This is a genomic window from Thermogutta terrifontis, from assembly GCF_002277955.1.
Taxonomy (GTDB): domain Bacteria; phylum Planctomycetota; class Planctomycetia; order Pirellulales; family Thermoguttaceae; genus Thermogutta; species Thermogutta terrifontis.
Genome location: NZ_CP018477.1, coordinates 508,551 through 530,800, shown reverse-complemented (window position 1 = coordinate 530,800; position 22,250 = coordinate 508,551). Strand labels below are relative to the sequence as shown.

General features: G+C 58.4%; 17 protein-coding genes. 7 read left to right on the top strand and 10 right to left on the bottom strand.

What is annotated here, in order from left to right; translation table 11 throughout:
* The first annotated feature begins 134 nt into the window (after positions 1-134).
* The 6 genes from THTE_RS01950 (at position 135) to lptE (ending at position 6,256) form a co-directional block, all read left to right on the top strand.
* Positions 135-917 carry a sugar phosphate isomerase/epimerase family protein gene (locus tag THTE_RS01950; protein ID WP_157731632.1) on the top strand — a complete coding sequence of 261 codons (783 nt, stop codon included), beginning with the start codon at positions 135-137 and terminating at the stop codon, positions 915-917.
* Between the two features lie 145 nt (positions 918-1,062).
* Positions 1,063-2,313, top strand: coding sequence for a S26 family signal peptidase (locus THTE_RS18255; protein WP_207651754.1), 1,251 nt, complete (start codon positions 1,063-1,065; stop codon positions 2,311-2,313).
* On the top strand, positions 2,310-3,323 hold the full coding sequence (locus THTE_RS01940; protein WP_168175772.1) for an endonuclease V: 1,014 nt from the start codon (positions 2,310-2,312) through the stop codon (positions 3,321-3,323). Before THTE_RS18255 ends, THTE_RS01940 begins: the two co-directional genes overlap by 4 nt.
* An 80-nt stretch (positions 3,324-3,403) precedes the next feature.
* A complete protein-coding gene (gene recO / locus THTE_RS01935; RefSeq protein WP_095413852.1) occupies positions 3,404-4,213 on the top strand; it encodes a DNA repair protein RecO in 810 nt (269 codons plus the stop codon).
* Positions 4,214-4,331: 118 nt separating this feature from the next.
* A complete protein-coding gene (locus THTE_RS01930) occupies positions 4,332-5,633 on the top strand; it encodes a tetratricopeptide repeat protein (protein ID WP_168175771.1) in 1,302 nt (433 codons plus the stop codon).
* Positions 5,630-6,256 carry an LPS assembly lipoprotein LptE gene (gene lptE / locus THTE_RS01925; protein WP_095413850.1) on the top strand — a complete coding sequence of 209 codons (627 nt, stop codon included), beginning with the start codon at positions 5,630-5,632 and terminating at the stop codon, positions 6,254-6,256. The genes THTE_RS01930 and lptE overlap by 4 nt, the downstream gene beginning before the upstream one ends.
* A gap of 250 nt (positions 6,257-6,506) precedes the next feature.
* Here lptE and crtI read toward each other — a convergent pair whose 3' ends face one another.
* From crtI to THTE_RS01875, 9 genes are all read right to left on the bottom strand, one after another.
* Positions 6,507-8,045 (bottom strand): phytoene desaturase family protein, encoded by a 1,539-nt coding sequence (gene crtI, locus THTE_RS01920; RefSeq protein WP_095413849.1) that lies wholly within the window; start codon positions 8,043-8,045, stop codon positions 6,507-6,509.
* A 538-nt stretch (positions 8,046-8,583) separates the two neighbouring features.
* Positions 8,584-9,435: a tetratricopeptide repeat protein gene (locus tag THTE_RS01915; protein ID WP_095413848.1), complete on the bottom strand. Its 852-nt coding sequence runs from the start codon at positions 9,433-9,435 to the stop codon at positions 8,584-8,586.
* 410 nt (positions 9,436-9,845) lie between these two features.
* Positions 9,846-11,291, bottom strand: a complete 1,446-nt coding sequence (locus THTE_RS01910; RefSeq protein WP_168175770.1) for a tetratricopeptide repeat protein — start codon at positions 11,289-11,291, stop codon at positions 9,846-9,848.
* Positions 11,292-11,481: 190 nt separating this feature from the next.
* Entirely contained in the window at positions 11,482-13,200 is a 1,719-nt protein-coding gene (locus THTE_RS01905) for a CRTAC1 family protein (protein ID WP_207651753.1), read from the bottom strand.
* Between the two features lie 115 nt (positions 13,201-13,315).
* Positions 13,316-14,416, bottom strand: a complete 1,101-nt coding sequence (locus THTE_RS01900; protein WP_095413845.1) for a DUF1559 domain-containing protein — start codon at positions 14,414-14,416, stop codon at positions 13,316-13,318.
* Between the two features lie 166 nt (positions 14,417-14,582).
* The gene (locus THTE_RS01895; RefSeq protein ID WP_095413844.1) at positions 14,583-15,077 is read right to left on the bottom strand and encodes a transthyretin-like family protein; all 495 of its coding nucleotides are present in this window, start codon (positions 15,075-15,077) and stop codon (positions 14,583-14,585) included.
* A 331-nt stretch (positions 15,078-15,408) separates the two neighbouring features.
* A complete protein-coding gene (locus THTE_RS01885) occupies positions 15,409-16,641 on the bottom strand; it encodes a S1C family serine protease (protein WP_095413842.1) in 1,233 nt (410 codons plus the stop codon).
* A gap of 404 nt (positions 16,642-17,045) precedes the next feature.
* On the bottom strand, positions 17,046-18,158 hold the full coding sequence (locus THTE_RS01880) for a Gfo/Idh/MocA family protein (protein WP_157731630.1): 1,113 nt from the start codon (positions 18,156-18,158) through the stop codon (positions 17,046-17,048).
* Between the two features lie 20 nt (positions 18,159-18,178).
* Positions 18,179-19,204: a uroporphyrinogen decarboxylase family protein gene (locus tag THTE_RS01875; protein ID WP_157731628.1), complete on the bottom strand. Its 1,026-nt coding sequence runs from the start codon at positions 19,202-19,204 to the stop codon at positions 18,179-18,181.
* Between the two features lie 715 nt (positions 19,205-19,919).
* On the opposite strand from THTE_RS01875, the gene THTE_RS01870 reads away from it, so the two are divergent.
* Positions 19,920-21,350, top strand: a complete 1,431-nt coding sequence (locus THTE_RS01870; protein ID WP_157731626.1) for a hypothetical protein — start codon at positions 19,920-19,922, stop codon at positions 21,348-21,350.
* Between the two features lie 23 nt (positions 21,351-21,373).
* Here THTE_RS01870 and THTE_RS01865 read toward each other — a convergent pair whose 3' ends face one another.
* The gene (locus THTE_RS01865; RefSeq protein ID WP_095413838.1) at positions 21,374-22,225 is read right to left on the bottom strand and encodes a hypothetical protein; all 852 of its coding nucleotides are present in this window, start codon (positions 22,223-22,225) and stop codon (positions 21,374-21,376) included.
* Positions 22,226-22,250 lie beyond the last annotated feature (25 nt).

Here is a 22,250-nt window from a genome sequence, read left to right as displayed (position 1 = left end):
TCTGAAGGCGCGAAGCGGGACAGCCTGATCGGCGAATCCCGATTGCAGGATCGTCGATACCCGCTGTCGAGATCCACAGGCTCCTGGAAGCGCTTCGGCCGACAACGGGACGCTCATTGAGAGGGACTCAAACTGTGTTAAAAATCCGCCTGGCTGCTGATGTCGGTCCCATCCCGGGTGATCTCCGCGAGACGTTACCCCGCATTCGGGACCTTGCCCTGGAAGGGGTGGAACTGGACCTCATCGGGCTGATGCCGCTGGAAGACTACACGCGGACGGCCATCCGGGAAATACGGAAACATCTGGCGGATTGGAACCTCACCCTAGCACTTGCGCGGCTACGACTTTCGAGGGGCCTGGATGACCCTGAAGGACTGGAAAAGCGGATCGAGGACATCCGGCGGGCCATGGATCTGACCTACCAATTAGGGGGGCGATACCTGAGCTATAGAATCGGCTTTATCGCGCAAAACTCCGAAAATCTCGAATGGCAGGTGTTGAAGGAAGTCCTTGCCGACCTGAGCCGGTGGGGGGAGCGGGCGGGAGCGGTACTGGCTGTTGAAACGGGATGGGAACCGGCCGCGGATGTGGTGCGACTACTGAATGGCCTCCCCGAAGGGGGGATCGGAGTGGAGGTGAATCCGGCCGAGTTCGCCATGCACGGTTACGACCCCGCAGAAGCGATCGAGACGCTCGGAAGGTGGATTCTTGCATTTCACGCGGGCGATGTGACCAGCCGTCCGGGGGGAAGAGGCTACCGCTTGGTGCCACTCGGCCAGGGCAATGTTGACTATCCCGGTGTGTTAACTGCCCTTGAGAAAGTCGGCTATCAGGGGCATCTTATCCTTCGCCCCACCGGAGAAGGGGATCCGCTGGCCGAATTGCGGCAAGCCAAGGAATTCATCTACCGCCTGTAAGGAGGGGATTGCGGGCCTGCAATGGCTTCAACGGTCCTCGCGTTGGGGCCATCGTGTCTGCAACACCACTATCAGAGCGGGTTGGGGGTTTCTTTCGGTACGAATTGGAGTGGAGCGGGCGCCTCAGCGAAACGGATGGGAGATTGTGCGGCCCAGAGAGGACACTCTCATTTTTCGCCGGTCCAGAATGGCCTCGCCTGTCAAACGATTAGGCCGGAGTTTGGTCCTGATCGCGATCGGTGTGCTCGCGCTGGACCAACTGGCGCTTCAGGGGCTGATGACGCCGATCGTCGTGACCAGCGGATCGATGTTTCCGACTCTGCGAGGCCTCCATTGGAAAAGCCACTGTCCGCGGTGTGGGCGCGAACTGCTGTGGGATGCAGCATGGGGGGAAAAACGGACGACGCTGATACGGGCTGTGTGTCCCGTGTGTGGAAAGCGTTGGGCCGAGGTGCAGCCCGGCGAGTCGGCCAAAGCCCCCCCGGTCAGCCAGCACTCGGGGGATCGGATTCTCGTGTTTCGCGGGCTCGTTCGGCCTGTCCAGCGATGGGATCTGGCGGCGATTCGGGAGCAAAACATGCCGGGTCTGGTGGTGAAGCGCGTGGTGGGTTTGCCGGGGGAAAAAGTCTTTGTCAAAGCCGGACTTTTGTATTGCAATGATGTGCCGATGCGCCGGCCCCTGCCCGTGCAATGGGAGATGGCGCGATTGCTGACACGATGCGGCAATGAGGATGGGCAAGGACTCGTGCTGTCCGCAGACGGGGTTGATAAAAAATCCGCGGAATGGGTTTATTCCCGGCGGCTGACAACCTTCTGCCCATATCACCCCGCGGCAGATCAGGCAGAGCGGCTCTGCACGAACGTGCTCTGGTCGGTTTTTTTGGCGCAAGCTGCTCCGGGGACCGCGTTTGTAATGTCGGCACGATTTGGCGACTATGGGATCGAGGTAACCTGGTCCGCGGGGGAGCACCCGAGTGTGGCCTGGCGGATCCTGGGGCCAGAAAAGCGGCCTCTTTTCCAGGGGCGGCGGGAACTTCCGGGGACCATTCCGCGGCGGATTGTGCTCTCTTCCGTGGATCGGCGCTGGATGCTTCTGATGGACGACATGGGCCTGTTCACCCACGATTGGGACGACGATGGTTCGCCGAAAGACGCCCCGGTTGTGTTGCGGCTCACTGTGACCCAGGGAGAAATTCGGTTGCGGGAAATGGGTGTCTGGTGGGTGGTGCCCTATCCCGATGGGCTGATTGCCGACGCGGGTGACGGCTTTGTGTTGCTGGGGGACGACCCTCACATTTCCCTGGACAGCCGGCAGGGCGGTCGTCGCTGGCGGCGGGAAGACGTTGTGGGATTGGTCCGGCCCCTTCGCCTGGTTTGGGGGAGATGGTCACCATGAGCGAATCGGAAGTGGATGACGTGGTTCCTGATCTGGAGGCCATTTTGCGCCAGTGCATTGCGGCGATCCCACCAGGCCGGGTGACGACCTGCGGAGCGCTTGCGGAGTTGCTCGGCGATAGGCAAGCGGCACGCTGGGTGGGTACGTGGCTGGTCGAGCACACCCATTTGGAAGAATGTGCTTGCCATCGCGTGGTCCGAGTCGGAGGACGGCTGGGGCGTTCTGGCATCGGAGCGGACGTACAGCGAGATTTGCTGCGGCGGGAAGGTGTTGCTGTGTTGCCGGGAGGGGTTTCGGAAGAGGCCATCATCGGCCCCCAGGAATTGGCAAGCCTCCTTGGAATTGAAGATGAAGACCGGCCGCTGCGAAAGTTGCGAGCCATCCAGGAGGACCTGCGAAAAAAAGTGATCATCACGCCGCTTCCCGCTGATCCAAAAGATTGCGCTGGAGTGGATGTTTCCTATCGGGGGCAGTGGGCGGTGGCAGTGTACTGTCGTGTCAGTTGGCCCGGGGGGGAGAAACTCTACGAGACATCGGTGGTGGAAAGAGCCCGATTTCCTTACATCACCAGTTACCTGGCCTTCCGCGAGTTGTCGCCGATGCTTTCGGTCATCAGGAAAGCCGCCAGGGAGGACCAACTGGCGGACGTCATCGCGGTGGATGGGAGTGGCCTGTTACATCCGCGGGGAATGGGGATCGCCAGTCATCTGGGGGTCGTGATCGATCGGCCCACGATCGGAATCACCAAAACCCTGTTATGCGGCCAGATGGAACAGAAGGAATTGCTGCCGGGTGGGACTCTGGCGGTGGAATGGGAAGGACGCCACCTGGGGGTTGTGCTGCGGAGTCAGCGGGGACATGCCCAGCCAGTCTTTCTTTCGGTGGGACACCGCATTGATGTGGAGGGGTGCGTACGGGTGATCCGGCCGCTGTTCGCCCAGCACCGTTTACCAGACCCGATCTACTGGGCTGATCGCCTGTCGCGGGCCCTTGCCCGACAATTGAAATGAGGAAATGCAAGCGAAAAAGAACAAGCCCTTGGGTGTTCCGCCTGACAATCACTGGAATGGAGTAGCAGGTTTGTACGCCGATGTCTGCCGAACAAGCGACGGCCCTGGTTCTTCGCACCTACGATTTCAGCGAGAGCAGCCTCGTCGTCACGCTGTTTACCCGCGAATTTGGCAAAATCCGGGGGATAGCGAAAGGTGCGAAACGGCCGAAAAACCCCTTTGACTTTGCTCTTGACCTCCTTTCGCTTTGTCGCGTAGTCTTTCTTCGCAAGTCCTCAGAGGCCCTCCACATTATCACGGAGGCGAAGCTCCAGCGGCGATTTCGGGTGGAACAAAGCGGCTTGCCGCGGTATTATGCGGCCCTCTATGTCGCGGAGCTTCTCAACGCCATGACGGACGAGGAGGACGCCCATCCGGAACTGTTTGACGTTTCCGAAGAGACCCTGACGGTCCTTCAGAAAGGAGGTGATATCCAGCTTCTAGTGCCGTTTTATGAGTTGCGGATTCTGGATCTAACCGGCCACAGTCCGGCACTCGACATGTGCGTGAGTTGTGGGGAGAGCGTTCGCGGCAGGGCTTCTGCTCAGTCCCGGGAAGAAGGTCATCCAACATCGGGGGCGAATGCCCGGCAGGAATACTATTTTTCGCTGCTTGATGGTGGCGTGCTGTGTGGCCGGTGTCGCCCGGGAAAACGCGGAGTCGTGCTCGTGCCTGCCAGTGTTATCGATGCGATGGAGGAGCTTCGGGGAAAAACACCGCGGGACGTTGGCTCGTTGCACATCGCGCCGAGTGTAAGCGGTCAACTGCGCGGCCTGTTGGGACAGTACGTGTGTCACCTTTTGGGCCAAAGGCCACGGATGCATGAATACCTGGGATTGTCCGGCCGATAGGGCCACAATCACAAACGGAATTGCGCGGGCTGTGCGGAGCACCGGCCGGTGGCTCCCCCCGCACCTCTTGGTGGCCTTGGTGATAGGGACGATTCTTTCAGTGGCCGGATGCCGAAGTATGCTGGAACTTCCGGATCGGGCCAAGCGGTCGGGTTACGATCCCCAGCAACCGGCTGAAGAGGGGTGGCTTTTCCGCAGGATCACCGGACGGGAGGAACCGTCCGCCACATCCCAGCCGTCCAGCGCGGACTCGTCCGCGGCGAAGCCGGCTCGGTCTGCCGGGCAAAACGAATTGGGGAATCTCCAGCAGACCGCGGACAACGGGACGGCTGTCCAGCGCACGTCGGCCAACCAAGACAGTGGTGAACCGCTTCCGCCTGCCGATGCCGACACGGTTATTGTGCCCCGCTCGGATGAGGAAGAAGAGGAAGAAGACTTCATCCTTTTTGAAATCCCCAAGCGGTTGGGCAAACTATTCCAGCCGAAACGCGACGAATCTCTCGCCCGCTCGCTCTATCAGGAGGGTGCCGAACTGTACCGCCGGGGTCGATACGAAGAGGCGGCCGCCAAATTCAAAAAAGCCGCCAAGCACTGGCCCAATTCACCCCTCGAAGAAGATGCCCTGTTCATGGCGGGCGAATCGTACTTTTTTGCCGATCGCTATCCCCAGGCAGAAAATGCCTATCTCGAGCTGCTCAAAAAGTACGAGTTTACCCGATATCTGGACACTGTCGCCAAGCGCGAGTTTGCCATCGGACGGTACTGGGAACAGGTGGAACTTTCAAAACCCTCGATGCTCGGGCTGGTTCAGTGGGGCGATAAGAGCCGACCCACCTTTGACACCTGGGGTCGGGCAATCAAGGCCTACCAGAACGTGCGTCTCTACGACCCCACAGGGCCCCTTGCCGATGATGCGGTGATGGCCACTGCCAACGCTTATTTTCTCAAAGGGCGATACCAGGACGCCGCTTATCATTATGACCTCCTGCGAAAAGACTATTCACAGAGTGAACACGCGGTGAACGCCGCACTTTTGGCCATCAAAGCTCATGAATTGTCCTATCAGGGACCACTTTACGATGGCACCCCCCTGGAAAAAGCGGAACGCGCCGCGGACGAATTGCTCACCGTGTACCGGGATCGCCTGGGTTCCGACAGGGAAGAAGTGGTCCGTGCCAAAAACGAAATCACCGAAGAAAAGGCCATGCGGTATTTCGCCATCGGGCAGTATTACGACAATCGCCATTACTACGGAGCTGCTCGATATTATTACCGTGCCACATTACGGGAGTTTCCTCACACCAAGGCGGCCGTCCTGGCAGCCGAGCGAATCCGGCAGATCGATGGCCTTCCCGACAAGCCCCCCAATCGTTTCAAATTCCTCACTGATCTTTTCGAGAGTCACAAGGATGAGCCATGATTGGCAGCCATTTTTCTCCCTGCGTCATTTTGAGCTGCCTTCGGCGGGCGAGGTTGGGTGATCGCACCGGCGAGTGTTTTGGCGGGGCGAGGTCGACGGCCGCCCTCGTGCTGGCTCTGGTGGGGATATCTCTGCTCGTGGTGGGTGGATGTGCCGGCTATCAGGTGGGAAACGTACAGCTGTATCGTCCGGACATCCAAACGGTCTATGTGCCCATGTTTCAATCGGCCAGCTTGCGCCCTGGATTGGGAGAAAGACTGACAGAGGCGGTCATTAAAGAGATCGAACTCCGCACACCGTACAAGGTGGTGGGTTCACCCGAGCAGGCCGACAGCATTCTCACCGGCCGAATTGTCTCCGAAACCAAACGCACGGTCGTCGAGAACCCGTACGACGATCCCCGCGAGATTGCCACGCGATTCCAGGTGGAGGTGCAGTGGATTGACAATCGGGGGCGATCCCTCACAGCGGAGGAAACGATCCCTGTGCCACCGGAATTGACCAGCGTGGTGGCGGAAGCGACATTTGTTCCGGAAGTGGGCCAGTCGCTTGCCACAGCCCAGCAGGCGGCCATTCAGCGATTGGCGTCGCAGATCGTGGGGATGATGGAAAACCCCTGGTAGTCTCCGCGTGTTTTCGCCCCCGCGAGGGAATCCAAAACAGATCCCGGTTGGGGCCATTGAGGAATTCCCCCTACGCCGGATTGAGGCTTTGAATTTTCGCAGCCCGCAGGAACCCTTTCCGGAGGGACCCGCTTGTCGGGTCCAGTGAATTGGCGTGGAACAGCCACGGTTGACAAGCGGACGTGACGAGCACGTCCCTCCGGAATTCTTTCGGAGGGGCACGCGTGTCATGCCCGACCAATCTTCTTTCTCAGGTGGGCACTGTAACGAGCGGCGGTTCCAGTGGCCCCGGCTTGAGCCATGCCGTGTCGAACCCAAAATCCTCCAGCAGCAGTCGCGCGGAAAGACGCGATGACTCAAAAATCGTCGGCAACCCGCTGCCCGGATGGGTCCCCCCACCCACCAGGTATACCCGATCAAGCTCCTCGAAACGGTTGTGCGGCCGAAAATAGAGCATCTGCCCCAGGTTGTGTGCCAGGTTGAAAGTGGCGCCCCGAAAGATCTCCCATGCCTCCCAGTCGGCCGGGGTCCAGATAAGCTCCGCGCGGATTCGGGATCGGACATCCTTCAGGCCAATCCGTTGCAGCCGGTCCAGAACCAGCTCACGAAAACGCAGCCGTTCTTTCTTCCAGTCGACGTTGGGATGCTGATGGGTGACCGGCACGAGGATGTACAGGGTACTGTGGCCCGGTGGCGCCAGCGTTTTATCGGTAATGCAGGCGTTCTGCACGTAGAACGCTGGTTCATCCGAAAGGACGTGTCGTTCTTCAATGTCTTTCAAATATTCTCGATAGTTTGGTGGTACGTAAATATTATGATGAAGTAATCCGTCTACTTTGCCTTCTATGCCAAGATACATCATGAACGTAGAGCATGAATAACGTTTCCTTTCCAAATTCTGGTTTGACCAGCGACGCCGCAGCCGATCTGGCACCAACCGCTGCATGCACCGCGCAAAATCTGCATTGATGACCAGGGCATCGCAGGGATAGGCGTCATTCTGCGTCCGTACTCCGATCGGCCGACGCCCCTCGAAAAAGATTTCCTGCACTTCCTCATTGAGGCGAATCTGTGCCCCGAATTGCACCGCCAGTTCCGCCAGACGGCGCGGCACCGCATTGCAGCCGCCGATTGGATGAAACACGCCGTAGGCGTATTCCAAATAAGACAGCACCGAGAACATGCTGGGGCACCGTTCGGGGGACATTCCGAGATATTTTGACTGGAACGTAAACGCCACCTGCAAATCGGGATCGCTGAAAAAGCGCGCCAAATCCTGTTGAAGAGTCCTGTGCGGCCGCAGCACAGGAAGCAGCCCTAACGCTTCCCGGCTCAAATAATGATAGATGCGTTCAAACGGTCGTTGAAGACAACGAATAACGGGAGCGAATTTGCGCTGATTATCGCGCAGGAATTTCTCAAAACCTTGAGTATCCTGCGGTGAGAATTTTTTTATTTGCTCCACCATTTTGGGAATATCGGCTGTGGCATCCAAGTAACCCCGCGCCCCCAGGAAGAGCCGATACATGGGGTCCAATCGAACGAGGGGAATCTCTTCTTCCAGTTTTCGCCCAATCGCCCGAAAGATCTCCCGCAGGGCGCAGGGATAGTGCAGAAACGTTGGCCCACGATCGAACTTATACTGGCCAATTTGAAGCTGCGAGCAGCGGCCACCCACCACGGCCAGTCGCTCCAGGACAAGAACTTCGACACCCGCCTTGGCCAGCAGGAGCGCAGCCGCCAACCCTCCCGGCCCTGCGCCGATCACGATGACCTTCGGTTTCTTCATCTACCCGTCCTGAAAACTCCAGTGACAGAAACACCACTCAGCCCACTGATTCTGGGAAGTATATCGCAGAAGGGTAGCCGCGACAACGATCAAAGTTAAGCTCGGTTTGAAACAGTGTGACCATCCGAGTACCGCGAAACTGCCATTTTCCAAGCCTTACGGGGCGGAGCCCTGGTCGCTCACGCGCCTCGCAACTGTGGGAGTCGCACACTTTATTGACGTTCCCGCCTGATTCTCCGGCAGAGCACGCTAGGCTCGCAACTGAGACATGTTGGAAAGCATGTGGGCCCAAGAGAGGGACCATCGCAGAGGGGGTGGTGTCAGGGCTGATGTGAACGCGCGAGCTTACCCTGCAAGGTTGCTTGTCGGAAAGTCCGATCGATACCAAACAGCCTCCGCGGCTCATTTTGCCCAAGTTGCGCCACGACGCTGTGACGGATTGTCGCTGTGCGCCCTTTTGACTGGGGACGGGTATGCCGGGGTGAACACGAAGGTCCCCCGCCCGCCAGCCCGGCGGTGCAGAAAGGCGCTCCCCCAATCAGCCTCGACCAAGTTTCGCGAGATACGCCTGTGCGGTGCGGGCCGCCTTCGTGCCGGGATATTGAGAGACGACGTTTTGGAGAAGGCCGGTCCCCTCTTCGCGCTGCCCGCTGTTGAGTTTGCGGATGGCCTCGCGCAGGACCGAACTGGCCTCTATCTCACGCCGGTCGACATTGGCCGTCATGCTCGTCGCGGGAACCTCGGTCCCAGGTGGAGAGCCGGTAAAAACAGCCTCGGACATGCTCTGCCCGACTCTCTGGGGTGTCTGCATGAAAGGTGGGGGAGGCGGTTGGTAACTTGAAGACGGATCTGCGACGGGAGCAGCAAGACCCTCGGGAGGGATTTCTCCCTGCGACTGCCAGTCGCGCGATGGAATCGATTCCCGGGATGCAACTGGATTTGGGCGAACCGTGCTACGAATAACGACCACCGATAGCGCGGAGACGATCGCTCCCAAATTGGCCCCGCACAGCATCAATCCCGCAATGGATCTCATTAAAGCACTCACGGCCTTTTCGGAAGAGGGGCTTGGCTCCGGTTCTCGAAACATGGGGCGCGGGGGGAATGGCGGCTCCTCAGGACGTTCCGGCACACTAAGGAACATCACATAAGCGATGGCCAGCACAGCAAAGACCAGGGTGCCGAGGATAATGAACGTGTAATCCTCACTCCGCACCGCCAAGGCCAGCAGTTTCGACGTCAAATAGGCGCCGATTACCGCATTCACCGCTCCAGCTGGCACCAACAAAAGTCCTGCCATCACTTTTTCTACCGGCGTTGCCCCTTCGCCCATCAGCGTGACGAAGATCGCGGGAATAAAAAAGCAAACCACGGCAACTCCCAACGCCATCCATTGGGCATTCGTTGCGGGACGCCTCACCCAAGGAGAACCCCTCCGAGCCAGATCGCGATGCAATGTCCAGTCACCACCCGTTAATCCGGTCATAAGCACCCCTTTCAGTCATTGTGTCAGCTGAGTTGTTGTGTATTACATTCTTTCCGATTATCGCTTCGAAAACCACCGCATCCAGAAGCCTCCCCTCAATCGCTGATGCCGGACAAGACCCCGACAGGGGAGTCCATTTCTCCCGCAGGACCTGTTTGTAAGATCCGCCGTTTAACGTTCGATTTCATCTCATCATGCATGACAAGCGTGCCCCCTCTGCCTGATCAGTCCATTGCCTTACCACCATGGGGCCCCCTTTTTCCGTCATTTAACGGCACTCAATCATTGAAACAGAAAACCGGCCCCTTTTTCAATCACGGTTGACCGCTTTGCCTGGCTGATGTTTCCTGCAGGATCATCTCGCGGAGTCTCTCCCACTCTGGTCGGCCGGGAGCAAGTTCCACGGCCTTTTTGAAGGCTTGCTCCGCCTTTTGTTGATTTCCTGCGGCATGGGCGGCCTGGGCGAGAAGAGCATAGTTCGCTGCCGTCCCCGCAATTTCCACTGCCTTTTCCGCGGCCTTCCGGGCATCCTCCGCACGGCCTGCCACCGCTAGATAAAACTGCGCGATGGCAACATACCCTTCAGGCCGCTCCGGCCACCGTTCACAGAACGCCCGGAGAATCTGCTCCGCTTCGGAAAGTCGCTGATTCCGCGTCAGAATCGCCGCCAGCACGAGCGGATATTGCAAGCTCATGGGATCAAGCTCCATGAGCTTTTGGTACTGAACAATCGCCTCCCCATCGCGACGTTCCTGAAGGGCAAGCTGGGCCAGCATCTCCCGCGCTGGAAGATGGGAAGGATCCAGCGCAATCGCCCGATACCACAACCGCAGGGCTTCTTCTCGATTGCCTTTAGCCAGATAAATGCGGCCGAGGTCGCTCGAAATGATGGCCGCATTCACCGAGGCCTCTTTAAAATCGGTGCCGAGGGGCATCCCTTCCACGTGCAGGTCCCGCTTTTTCATGAGTTCCCAATACCTCGCCAAGATCTTCTCCGCTTCCGCCCGCTTCCCCTGTCGCAGATAAACACGGGAAAGCGCATAGAATGCTTCTGCATAATCGGGGTATTTCCGCACCGCAGCTTCGTAAGCTTTTGCTGCTCGGTCCCAATCCTGCAAAAGTGTGTACGCCCGACCTAAAAGGAACAATCCATGTGCTCGGGGATCCTTGGCGAGATACTCCGCGAGGACCTCCACAGCTTCCTGGGGACGGCCCAGATTTAAGAGGGCTTCGGCACAAATATCCCGAGCCCGATAGTAACCCGGATCGAGCCCAATGGCCTGCCGCGCCCATGTGGCGGCCTGTTCGTAGTCCCCTCGTTTGAAGGCCACCGATGCAAGTCCCACATAGGCATGGGCATACTGAGGACTCTTCTCGAGGCACTCTTTCCAGATGGCCACCGCCTCTTCGGACTTCCCCACCCAGTCGAGAAACCGGGCCTCCATCTCTCGACAGTCAATATCGTCCGGATAACGCTCACGAATGGCGAGAATTTCCCGGTGCACTTCCTCGATCAACTCGGCGGTGTTCGTCGGAAGAGGTGGGCTGGGAGAAATGCTGGAAGTCGCCTGCTTTTGCCCCGGGGTTGACCCGTGTTGCCCCGTTGCCTCCTCCCTGGGTGACTGGACCATCCGCAGGCCACTGACTTGAGCCAGGATGAAAACCACTGCCACCAGCGCGAGCAGGCCGGCAAGCATCATCCAACCCGATGGGCGGCGTGCATCGGCGCCGCGGGAAGCGTTCGCTTGGACGGTTTTCACGGCTGATAGTTCGCCCATATTCGAAGGACCGTTAATGAGCGGCCTGTTAGTGGACGTCGCCCTATTCCCGAACCCACTTCATGTTCCCCACCGGCTTGAGCCTCCGCGACATTCACGGTCCGTCTTCCTGAATCATGCGATTTGATGGCTCAAAGCATCGATGTCTTTGGTGGGTGAAAATCATCTCTGTTCAACGAATCTCGCGCCAACCTTGGCCTTCCGTCACCACGATGCGTCGGTCAGCAGGAATATTCTTGAAGACATCCACATGACCGCTCAGCCAGCGAACTTCCAGGCGATCGACGGTTTGGTGGTGGCCCAGGCCAAAGTGCAAACGCATGCCATAGTGACTCTGATATCCGCGACCGCTGTGGACCTCGTCCACCTGGGTGAGATCCCCGGCTTGCAGGATGACCCGCGAGCCCACCCCGTCGCGATTCGTTTGACGGCCCACAAGCTGCACTTCCAGCCAGTGATTGCTCGTCATTGTCTCGTTGCGGAGGATCGTGGGAGGACGCCGCGTGTTCAAGATGACCACATCCAGACGACCGTCGTTATCCAGATCGTCGAACGCGGCTCCCCGTCCAACGGATTTCATCGTCAGACCGGCCTCCATCGACACATCCACGAACTTTCCTGTACCGTCATTCAAAAGGAGAACAGGCGATGCCGCTAGCGATGTTGTATCGTCGAGTTGTTCAATATTGTCTATGAGGTGTCCGCATACATAGAAGATATCTTTAAAACCATCGTTATTAAAGTCGGCCAGGGTGCATCCCCAGGTGACCTGGTTGAGTGATCGTGTTCCCGCCCCCGTCAGCTGCGTCACATCATCGAAAAGATCGTCGCCCAGATTGCGATAGAGTGTCGCCAGTTGTCCCTGGTATGACGTAACATAGAAGTCAAGCCGGCCATCGTTGTCGTAGTCACCGGCGTCCACTCCCATCGCGCCATGGGCCAACCCTGCCGAATCGAAAGCCACACCCGCCAGCATTCCAATATCCTCGAACCGGCCGGTGCCATCGTTTTTTAGGAGAGAGTTTCCGGGCGGTCCGTCGCTATTGACGAAGATGTCCGTGTCGCCATCGTTATCGTAATCCGCGCAGACGATTCCCATCCCGCGTCCCCGATGTTTATTCACACCGGACTCTTCGCTGATGTCCCTGAACGTGCCATCGCGATTATTGCGAAAGAGCATATCGGGAAACACGGCAAATCGCGAGGGATCAGGATAGATGCGAAGCCCTTTCCAGTAGGCCCGAACGTCCATTTCCGTTGTGAACCGCAGGTAATTGGAGACGAACAGATCGAGCCATCCGTCGCGATCGGCATCCAGAAAAGCAACGCCCGCGCCCGCTTTGTCGGGAAAAGCAGCGGCCGTTCCGGTTTGCCGGGTCACATCCGTAAAAGTGCCGTCGCCATTGTTGCGAAAGAAACAATTGGGCCCCCAGTTGGAAATGTAAATATCCTGGTCGCCGTCGTTATCGAAGTCCGCGGTGGCCACCGCCAGACCGTAACCGGTGTCCCCCACCCCCGCCTTTTCAGTAACATCGACAAAACGGAATCCTCCTAAATTCTTGTAAAGCCTATTACAGGGCGGCTTATCGACCTTCATTCCGGGTAGGGCAGAACCGTTAAGAAAGTAAATATCCACAAGGCCATCGTTGTCATAGTCAAAGGTTGCCAATCCGGAGGCCACCGTTTCGATAATGAAATAGTTGCCGGAGCTGCCATCCGTATGAACGAAGTCGATCCCCGTCGCGGCAGTCACATCCCTAAATCGCACCTTGTCGGCAGCACCTGCGCTTGTGGCGAGCAGTGAAAAGCCAAGAATTATGGCGACACTCCTCATCACCGCACAGCGGCGTATTGCGCGGGTCCTTACTGATTCTCCTAGTCGCTGAATCATTCTTCGCCCACGCTGAAGAAAGCGAGCGCAACAAACTGGGGACGCCATCTTACGTGGACAGCGTCCCCTCATGCTATGCCGATACATTTTCGCCAGCGGCTAAACGATAGCCATTTCAGAATCCACTGACGCTCTCACTTCCAGCCCGACTGCCCAACGCGCCCCATACACCATACGGGCTCGGCCCACCGGTTGGTTCTGGCCGCGTCAAATCGCCGGTGTTAATCGTGTCGCTGATAAACCGGACGGAACCATCGGCCAGCAGAGCGTTGACGCCACCGGGGTGATAGCTGTCGGGCGGCATCACGTGGTCAGAGCCCCACTCCGACCAAAATCCCTTACAGCCGATGGAATTCGGCGGGAGGACGGTATTGAAGCCCGTCACACAGCTTGTCCCCCATGCCCAGTGCACACCGCGGAGCTCGCCGATTTGGGGAGCATTCACGATGGTGTTGTTGGGGCCCTTGAAAGCCAGGCACTGTGATGGATTCGCTCGGAGATTTCCATCACCCACGTTCTCTACATAATTTCCGTGGGTGACCGGATCATCACTCCGCTTGGAGACGACCACTTCACTGGCGGCGAGGGTGTTGCTGGTGCCGTCCAAAATATCGGAGAAGCTAAGGAAGCTATCCGCGCCAAATATTCCCCGAGGGTTAGCGCGTCCTCGCCAGTCCACGCTGATATCGTCGCCCCAGCAGAAGACGTAGTTATTGTCACCCTGCCACCAGTAAGGACGACCGTCGTCCTGCAGTTTCCCGGCACCGCCGTCGGATGGACACAGGATAGACGGGATCTGAACGTTATGCGGACGGAAATTCCAACCGTACCAGGGTACAGGCCCCCAGGCAGGATAAGGGGGATTCGCTTGCGGGGAAGAAAACTGCTGATAGATGGAGGTCTGCTCGAGATACGGGAGGAGCATGACGAAAGCACTCAGCCCACCATAAGTGCACGTGGCCTCGTTGCCAGCCTGAGTCCCCTGACCAAGGCTGGGAAACTTCTTGTGGGAGTCGTGATAGTTGTGAAGAGCCAAACCAATTTGTTTGAGGTTATTGGTGCATTGACTACGCCGGGCCGCCTCACGGGCAGCCTGGACAGCCGGCAGCAGCAAAGCAATCAAAATGCCGATAATGGCGATGACCACGAGCAGCTCGACGAGCGTAAACGCCGGCACAGGCCATCGCGGGCGCCGAGAAGATTTCTTTTTTTGCATAGCTACCTCCACTCAACACGGGGACAACCCAAAGAGAAAACCGCGATACCCTAAACCACCCCTGATGAGCTGGCCCGCCCTTGGCGTCTCCCGAATTGTACTTCACACAAAAACAACGTCAAGTTTTTTGCACATCAAAGACCAATTGAAGTATTTTAACTCTTAATTACTGGGACTTCAAATCGAATGTAAATTCATTTTTCTCACCCCGTTTCACTGTTGCAGTAAGACCGGAAGTCGTCGGCGAGGTGTACTTCTTGGGGATGGCAGAGCCTCCCTCTGCCCCGCCTTTTGTCTTAGCCTGCTCACGAATCTGGGCCATTTGTTCGGGCGTTAAAGCCCCCCCTCGCGCCCGCGGGTCGTCGACAGGACCGGCCGTCGCCACCGGCTTTGTGATGGCCACACCGTATTCGCCAGGAACAGCCCCATCTCCCGCCCGAATTGTCGTCAAAACGAATTCACCGTTCTCGTTCGTCATACCCGCCGCCGTGCGGCCCTCCGGCGTTTTTGGCGAAAACGTCACGGTGGCACCGGGAAGCGGCGCCCCATCGAGTGTTACACGCCCTTTTACAGGAACGGTATTGAGACTCGATCCCCCTTTTGCGCAGCCCACTAAGAAAACTGCCATACCCAAAAACATCAAGAACTTCCGAGTTGACATGAGGCACCTCCAGTGAAAAGCCAACGTCGCAATCTTCGCTTTCCGGCAACGAACAGGCCCAGTGGCCCCGCACCTTTCCCCAGAACTGCCGGCGGGCGGAAAAGAACCTCGCCGGGAAAATGGCGCCCGTCGCTACAAGGGCGATGTCAACCGCCTCGCACTAATTCCGAGAAATTACCCCACCGGCCAGGCATTATACTTCGAACACCGGCCCCTATCAACTAAACCAAAAAATTTTATTGCGATCGTGGTTCTCCAAGCAGATCTCCAAACACTCCTGTTCTTCAATCTCGACCAGTTCGTAAAGTTCCGTTTCTCGGCTTGAGGCGCCTCATAACGGCCGCTGGCCGACGAGAACACGCAGGGTTTGCGGCTGATCCTGCCGATAAATTTCCACGGGAACCTCACTGCCCACCGGCGTTTTGGCCACCATCACCCCCAGAGCTGATGAGTCCTCCACCACCTGACCATTCCAGGCGCGGATGACGTCACCCGGTCGAAGACCCGCCTTCTCCGCTGGTGACCCGGGAAGCACGGAAAGCACCAATACACCGCGGGCATCTGGGAGTTTTCGGCTCCGCGACTCCTCTTCATCGAGATCCGCCATCTGGATCCCCAGCCAACCGTGGCGACTGCGTCCTTCCCGGCGGATTTGTTCATACACCTGTCGAGCAACCCGACTTGGAATGGCAAAACTGATCCCGCGATAGGCCTCACCATAGATGGCGGAATTGATGCCCACAATCTCCCCGCGGACATTGACCAGCGGTCCGCCGCTGTTGCCGGGGTTCATGGCGGCGTCCGTTTGCAGCAACTCCTGAAATCCGCCCGCATTACTCTGGGCCCGGCGCTCCTTGGCGCTGATGATGCCGGCCGTCACGGTCCGCGTCAGACCGTAAGGATTGCCGATCGCCAGCACTGTATCACCGACTTCGAGCAGATCGCTATCGCCCCAGGGCACCGCGGTCAGGCCACCACCTGGGATCTTGAGCACGGCCAGATCGTTGAGCGGATCACTCCCCACCAACTGGACACTCTTGATCGTGCGGCCATCGGCCAGCCGGACCACGATATCCCGCGCCTGCTCCACCACATGAAGACTCGTCACGATATATCCCTCCTCGTCCACGATGACCCCCGAACCGACGCTCTCTTCGCGAATTCTGGGGGCTGCACCGGATGACGGCCGCCCCGGCCTGTCCAGTGCGATCTCTCCTCGGGAGGCTTCGACCCCCACCACGCCCGGAAACACGCTTTTAACGACCCAGCGAAAGCGTTCTTCCCACTGGGGCAGTCGGGCCAGTTGATCGCGGGCCACCGCCGCTTCTGCCCGCAATCGCCCCCGGGTGACCGCGAATGACAGTTCTTCCACCAAATAGGGAGTCGAGAACAGGAGTCCGAAAAGCACCACCAGCCAAAACAGTCCCCGCAGCACCATGCCCCAGGGGATTCCGTCATCCGAACGGATTTGGGCCATCTCTGGCGGGGGCGACATCCGCACTTCAGGTTCCGTTTCTGAAGCGATGCCCGGCTGCGATGCGTTGTAAATCTGATCGGGATTCATCCCACGCGCACCCCCGTCAAAAAAGCCTCACCCTCACTCCTCCCATGAGGCAGTTCATCAACATGCGTTCTCGGAGCAGCTTCTTATGACCGCATTCACCGTGCCGCTGGTAGCACCTACCGCCCTTTGTTATTTTACCAGCCGATGCGTGCCGAAGAGCTTGCCGCACCGGCGTTGACCGACGCGCAAAGCATGTTTGCGCCGAAATTCGCACCTGGACTACCAGAACATCGGTTGTTTCACTGCCGAAAGCCAACCGATCGGAGCCCGGTCGGGGCGGCTGCATGACTCACCTGAAAGGCGAAGTGAGCCATACGAATCGCACTTCCGGACGGGCAATTCGTGAATTGCCCCTGCCAAAACGCTTGGCCTCTCATAGACCCGTGGAAAAAAGCAGGGAGGCGTCAGGTTGGTTTATGGTCGGCCCCAAGGGGAAGCCGAATCGGACGCCCCTGGCGGTAACACTCAAGGGCGGCGAACACGATTTCGTGGGACTTGGCTGCGTCTTCAAGATTGCAGTGGGATTCAACACCGTTCTGCAAACACTCCACAAAATGATCGATTTCAGCCTGAAACGGATGATGCGCCACATCGCTGGAATCCGGCCGGATGGTGGGGATTTCCACCCAGTCGGTTTGCCCAGGAAACTTGTGGGACCAGATGTGATGGTCAAAGACGCTTCCGCGATCGCCGAAGATACGAATGGGAAACCGATACGGCATGATGCACTCGGCGTTGACCGAGACCTTCCCAATCACGCCATTGGTGAATTTCACGAGAACCACCTCAAGGCCATCGTACTCCATGGGGGGCGCATTCTCGATCCAGGTATTGGTCAATGGGTTATACTCCCGCGTCTGTCCTTTGCGGCGTCCCCCGCGAACGGCAAAAACCTCTTCCGGTTCTGCCGCTTCGAATTCGCCAGTGGTTGCAAACCACCGCAGGGCATCGACGGCATGGCACCCACCGACCAGCAGGGCACTCACGCCGTGTTCCAGGGTTCTGGCATCGTTCCATCCCGACCACCAGCTCCCGTTGTAACTCAGATAGTCGGTTTCGACATAGTATGGTTGGCCAAAGGCATTATCCGCCAGCAGTGACTTCAACGTGCGAAACAGGGGATTCCAGCGGAGGACGAAACTCACGACGGTCCGCACACCAGCCTTCCTGACGGCATCCTGCATTTTGCGAAGTTCCGCCAGACTGATGGCCACAGGCTTTTCAATGACCATGTGCTTGCCCGCCGCCGCAGCCGCCAGCACATTTTCGCAGTGAACGTGTTGTGGTGTGCAAATGGACACGATATCAATGCCGGGGTGCTTGAGGGCCTTTTCGAAATCGTCGTAAATGGCCACATCCTTTAGGCCCGCTGCTTCCGCCCTGGCACGAGCCCGCTCGATGAATCGATCACAAATGGCAAGCACCTGGGTCGCTGGGTTCCGCTGGTACGCGGCAATGTGCTGAGTGGAAACCCACCCCGCACCATTCACCAAAACACCGTAAGTCTTTTGGCTCATGTCTTTCCCCGTCTTTTCCACTAGCGACCAAAACTCTTGCCGAAATCGCGAGCTGCCGCAAAAAAGGCGTCCAGATTCTCCTCGGGCGTTTCGACAGCCAGCGTGCATCCGGAACTCAATACAAACTTTTTTCCGCCAGATCGGTGAACACACTCCAGCAATTCGATGGTTTTCTGGTACACCGTTGTGGGAGTTCCCTGCGCCAGAACCCCGACGGGATCCAGATTTCCCCAGAGGGCGACCTCCCCATCGCAAATCTTGAACGCCTCGTCTATCGGGACAGGATAGTCGATCTCCAGCACATCGGCCCCGGTGTCCACCATGTCGGCCAGAATGGGCCTGGCATCTCCGCAGATATGAAGCGAGACCGGCAATTCAGTCTCCGCTTTGATTGTCTCAATCAATCGCTTTTCAAAAGGCTGGGCAATCGCACGATAAAGCCGCGGACCGAGGAGTCCCGCCGGAGAGTCACCCCCACTCAGCATATCGGCCCCGGCTTGAGCAAGAGCCAACGCATAGGCCGCGCCGTACTCAAGGCAACGGTCCATGACCCGCTTTACGAAATCGCGCTCTTCCACGACGGCCAGCATGATCTGATTGAGCCCCATCAATTCCGAAGCCAGGGAAAAGGGATACTGGTCAAAACAGGCGACAATAAACACCTCGTCTCCCAGCTCTTTTCGGATTCGCTTCAGGGCCTCCAGCATTAAAGGCCAACGTCCTTGCACCTGCGGATCAGGCGGCGGAATACGGTCAAGATCCGCAAGTGTGCGGACACATGGCTGCCCGGTTCCTCCGGCTGGTTGGTTTTCATCACTGAAACCCACCTCCGCCCCCATCGCCTGGGCGTTGACCCAGGTATCTGCCGATACCCAAACGGCATCCGGCAGAAAACGCCGGTAGTAGCTCACGACACTCTGTGCCAGCACAACCGGATTCAACGTGTATTGGCGGAGCGTGGCTCCGACGAACCGTGCACAGTAATGCACCGCCAGGGGGCCAGTCGGAACTCGTCCCGCTTCCTTCCCGGTCAGTGCTGCTTTCACAAGCTCTCTTGAATTCATCTGCGGAAGTTCGTGATGCGACCAATACGTACTTTAACGGGGCCCAAGGTACGACTGCGAGTCATTCGCCTCCTGGTACGAGGAATTTCTAATCTGATCCCAGCAGGGTTGCACAATGGTCCATCTTTTTTTTGGAAATATCAAAACCCTGGCAGCGCCAAAGCACTCATGATGATTACTGACAAGCCCCCGTCCGAAAATCCGATTGTGAGGTTACCTGGAAAGATTTCCTCCGGCAAGAGAGCGACCGACTCGAATCATCCTATCACCGGGCGAAATATCCTGGACGGCAAAAGTTTTTGCGACAAGTATCGGATGCCGGAGAGCTTATGGAAAACGGCCAAACGTTTGTTGCCGAAATATGAACTCATTTCTGCTGTTCGTCGGCCACGCACCAACCTCAGCGCTACGATCGGCACAATTAATTGCCGGTACCGAACGGGTCGTCCATGCAACGCCAGCCTGACAAATTTTCGCTTTTTGCACGGGTCCGCAAGAAGCCAAAAGTTCGATTCTCGCAGGGGCAATTCACGAATTGCCCCTACCCCGTGCCTGCCCCGCAGTGTGCAAGGGGCAACTTCAGGCTTGCCTCGCGCTTGACAACGCCGATTACCCCTGGCATATTGCCAGCGGGATGGGATCCCCGTTTCGGGAATTGCTTGTGCTTTCGGGAACCAAAACAACGGGAGGGACTGCCATGATCCGCGGATTGGACCGGCGTAGCTTTCTGGAATTGACGGTTCTGGGGACCACTTCGCTGGGGTTGGGACGCTGGGGCTGGACGTGGCAGGCGCCGGCGTCCAAGTTGATCAGTCCCGGCTGTCGTCGCTCCAAGGTCAAGGTGGCTCGGCTGTATCTGGCGGGAAGCGGTCTCTGGCCCCATCCCAAGCTGGACGTCGCGGCCGAGCGGCAAACCTACGCCCAGGCATTTCAGGAGATGGCGGACCAGTTCGCGGATGTCGATTTCTTCGTCGATGAACTCATCACCGATCCGCGACAGATCACGGCGCTCGCTGATCAGCTTGCCCAGGCCGACGGGATCCTGGCAATCCATCTCAAAATGGGCGTGGGTGGGATGCTGGCGGAAATTCTTAAGACCGGTCGCCCCACGATGTTCTTCGCCGTGCCCTATTCCGGGCATGAATGGGCTGGCTTCGGAACAATGCTTCGCCAGGAGCAACCGCCACTCTTCGACGCCATCCTCAGCGAGGACAAGCGCGATTTGGCGGCCGCCGTGCGCCCCATGCGGGCGCTGCACCATCTCCGGGAAGCGAAGATCGTCAATGTGACTCTCCGCCAGCCCGGTGAATTCCATCAGGCCGTCAAGGAGAAGTTCGGAACAGAAATCAAGCATATTGGTCTGGAGCCCGTCGTGGCAGCGTACGAAAAGGTCAGCGACCAGGAGGCGGAAGCGGAAGCCCAGCGCTGGATCGAAGGGGCAAAGCAGGTGGTCGAGCCCAGCCGCGAGGAAATCGTCCGCGCCTGCAAGCTCGCGCTGGCCTTTGAAAGGCTTCTCGATGAAGAAGACGCCACCGTGCTCACTGTCGATTGCTACGGCACGATGTGGGACCGGACGATCAAGCTGCCGGCGTATCCCTGCTTGGGCTTCTCGCGGCTCAACAGCATGGGTCTGGGGGGCATTTGCGAGAGCGACCTCCGCTGCGCTATGACGCACATCATCTTCCAGGGGCTGGCCGGTAAACCCGGCTTCATCAGTGACCCCACCGTGGATCAATCGACGAACACCATCATCCTTGCCCACTGCATGGGAACGGTGAAGATGGACGGTCCCAACACGCCCACCATGCCCTACAAGATCCGCTGTGTGCTGGAGCGTCAGGAAGGCGTCGTGCCGCAGGTGTTCATGCCGGTGGGTCAGCGGGCGACGCAGGCCCTGTTTGTCGATCCCAACACGCTCCTTTACTTCACAGGGGAGATCGTGGCGGCCCCGGATGTTGAACGCGGTTGCCGCACCAAGATCACAGTCAAGGTGGATGGAGATGTGGAAAAGCTCTGGCGGAACTGGACGGCCGGTCTCCACCGCTCCACATGCCTGGGGGACATCACCAAGGACCTCGAACGCTTCGCTCGGCTTGCCCGAATGAAGCTCATCAACGAGCTGGCATAGGACGGCAACGCATTTTGGGGAAGTTAAGCGAACTCGGGGCGGAACAATCGGGAAAAATCGCCGCTGTCGTAGAGAGGACCAGTGGCGTCCTGAATGAGCACGAACCCCGGCGGCTGGGCACGGTGGAGGTGGTTCCAGCCGAACACTTCCCCTCCGTGTTTGATGGCCATTTCGCGAAAGTGGTAGCGAAGCTCCCAGCAAAACGGCGAGGCGCCTTCATCGAAACTTCCCCGAAAAAGCTTGTTCGCATCGGCGCCGAGGAAGAGGAGCGTACCTGCGGCCGCCCCGAGGAACGTATCGCTGTTCACCGTTCCCTGGAGTTCGCGGATCGCCTGCCAGGGTGGTCCCACCACCTGGCGCCAGATGAGCCAGTGATCGGTGTAGGGAACGAGGTGCGAAAGCGGCAGTTCGGGGGGAAGCGGCGTTTGGGGGTCGTCTTCGGCGACGAATCCGCTGGCCAACAGGGACCGCTCCAAAAAGCCGTGCTCCATGCGGTAGCTGAGCTGGGTTTCACTCGGGGCCACCGGCCCATCGGTACGGTCCTGCGGGGGAACACTGCGGTATTCGACCACCGCCCGGGCAAACGATCCGGTGTAACTGGCCAGGTCCTTCAGCAGATCCGTGCCCGCCGCTTCCTCCGCGAGAAGGCTTTCTGGATCGGCCGGGGAAAAGGCGACGGAAACGGCGAACACGCCTTCCCGGCCAGGGTACCGAACCCACGGTTGCCCCCCGTGAACCGCGGCATCGCCGAGAATCTCCGCGGCGAAGGCATGCCGCTGTTCCCACGGAACGAGAAATGTCCGTCGAGCCGTGAATCCCTCGACGGTGTAGCGTTCCTCGGGGGAGCCTGCCAGTTCGCGAAAAATCACGCCCATGAAAAAGGCCCTCGTGTTTTCAAGA

Bases quoted from the DNA above. Each gene is read 5' to 3' on its own strand.
- recO (WP_095413852.1), top strand. From the start codon at position 3,404: ATGTCTGCCGAACAAGCGACGGCCCTGGTTCTTCGCACCTACGATTTC.
- THTE_RS01865 (WP_095413838.1), bottom strand. From the start codon at position 22,225: ATGGGCGTGATTTTTCGCGAACTGGCAGGCTCCCCCGAGGAACGCTAC.
- THTE_RS01870 (WP_157731626.1), top strand. From the start codon at position 19,920: ATGATCCGCGGATTGGACCGGCGTAGCTTTCTGGAATTGACGGTTCTG.
- THTE_RS01930 (WP_168175771.1), top strand. From the start codon at position 4,332: ATGCTGGAACTTCCGGATCGGGCCAAGCGGTCGGGTTACGATCCCCAG.
- THTE_RS01895 (WP_095413844.1), bottom strand. From the start codon at position 15,077: ATGTCAACTCGGAAGTTCTTGATGTTTTTGGGTATGGCAGTTTTCTTA.
- THTE_RS01940 (WP_168175772.1), top strand. From the start codon at position 2,310: ATGAGCGAATCGGAAGTGGATGACGTGGTTCCTGATCTGGAGGCCATT.
- THTE_RS01915 (WP_095413848.1), bottom strand. From the start codon at position 9,435: ATGGCGTTGGGAGTTGCCGTGGTTTGCTTTTTTATTCCCGCGATCTTC.
- THTE_RS01900 (WP_095413845.1), bottom strand. From the start codon at position 14,416: ATGCAAAAAAAGAAATCTTCTCGGCGCCCGCGATGGCCTGTGCCGGCG.
- lptE (WP_095413850.1), top strand. From the start codon at position 5,630: ATGATTGGCAGCCATTTTTCTCCCTGCGTCATTTTGAGCTGCCTTCGG.
- THTE_RS01885 (WP_095413842.1), bottom strand. From the start codon at position 16,641: ATGAATCCCGATCAGATTTACAACGCATCGCAGCCGGGCATCGCTTCA.
- THTE_RS01905 (WP_207651753.1), bottom strand. From the start codon at position 13,200: ATGATTCAGCGACTAGGAGAATCAGTAAGGACCCGCGCAATACGCCGC.
- crtI (WP_095413849.1), bottom strand. From the start codon at position 8,045: ATGAAGAAACCGAAGGTCATCGTGATCGGCGCAGGGCCGGGAGGGTTG.
- THTE_RS01880 (WP_157731630.1), bottom strand. From the start codon at position 18,158: ATGAGCCAAAAGACTTACGGTGTTTTGGTGAATGGTGCGGGGTGGGTT.